Source organism: Nesterenkonia sp. AY15 (genome assembly GCF_022565855.1).
Taxonomy (GTDB): Bacteria; Actinomycetota; Actinomycetes; order Actinomycetales; family Micrococcaceae; genus Nesterenkonia.
In genome coordinates this window covers 1-1,041 of record NZ_JAJOYV010000020.1, presented here as the reverse complement: position 1 = coordinate 1,041, position 1,041 = coordinate 1, and the positions used below count along the sequence as shown (strand labels likewise).

Genomic DNA, 1,041 nt, shown 5'->3' with positions numbered 1-1,041 from the left:
GCCGAGGACCTGGCCGAATCCGTGACGGTGCTCTTCTGCTCCTGACCCTCAGACCTCACGTTCTGAGCGCTCTCCGCCGCAGAATCACGAACCCGCTGCACAGATTCCTGCGCAGGCTCCTTGAGCTCCTCAGCCATCGACTGGACCTGACCCTTCGCGTCATCGACCAGCGGCTGAGCCTGATCCTCAAGCTTCGCCGCCGCCTTCTTCTCCGACTCCGAAGCCGGAAGGACCGAAGCCACCAGCCAACCGGCACCCAGCGCGATCAGCCCCGCCGCCAACGGGTTGCCCCGAGTCTTGCGCTTGGCCTCAGAAGGCGCGTGCTTCACACCTTCTGCGGCACTGTGGGCCTGGTCCGAGACCTGACTCGAGGCATCCTCGGCCGACCCCATCACCTGGTCCTTCCACCCACCCACGGTGCTGCGGACCTTCTCGGTCTGGCGCGCAGCGACCTTCGACGGAGAGACCTTGTCCGCGACCGCGTCCACGTCAAGGGAAAGACTGCTGCGGGTCCGCTCGATATCAGCGCGGATCTCTTCTGGACTCTGCTGTGTCATCGGGTCTCCTTCGTGGGGGTGAGAGCATCGGGAACTTCTTTAAGGGTCTCCGCAGTCTGCGGGGCACCCTGAACCTCATCAAGGGTCTTCTTACCGAGCACCGCCAACACCGCAGCGACGATCGCCCAGACCACAGCCACGATGACCGCAGACCATGCATGTCCCAGATCAGTGGCACCGATCCCGGCCCACAGAGCGATCGAGAGGAACAACAACACGAAGTGCCCCGCGATCCCGGCGCCGCCGAACATGCCAGCACCCTTTCCTGACTTCTTCGCGGTCTCGGAGAGCTCCGCCTTCGCCAGCGCGGTCTCCTGCCGGATCAAGGTCGAGAGGTCATCGCTGACCTGAGACATCAGCGAACCCAGAGACTCCTGCTCGGCCTTGCGCTCGGGTTCGGTGGGGAAGCTGGAGCTGCTCATCGGCCACCACCCCCGGCATAGGGATCGGTACCGGCCGGGTAACCGGGCGTCGGAGCCCCGGG

Annotated in this window: 2 protein-coding genes; both read right to left on the bottom strand. The window is 64.9% G+C overall.

Annotation, left to right across the window (positions count from 1 at the left end; all coding sequences use genetic code 11):
* Window positions 1-557, bottom strand: a 557-nt coding sequence (locus LSI54_RS12885) for a DUF3618 domain-containing protein (protein WP_241478569.1), incomplete at its 3' end; no start/stop codon positions are given.
* Window positions 554-979, bottom strand: coding sequence for a phage holin family protein (locus LSI54_RS12880; RefSeq protein ID WP_241478568.1), 426 nt, complete (start codon window positions 977-979; stop codon window positions 554-556). The genes LSI54_RS12880 and LSI54_RS12885, both read right to left, overlap by 4 nt.
* Window positions 980-1,041 lie beyond the last annotated feature (62 nt).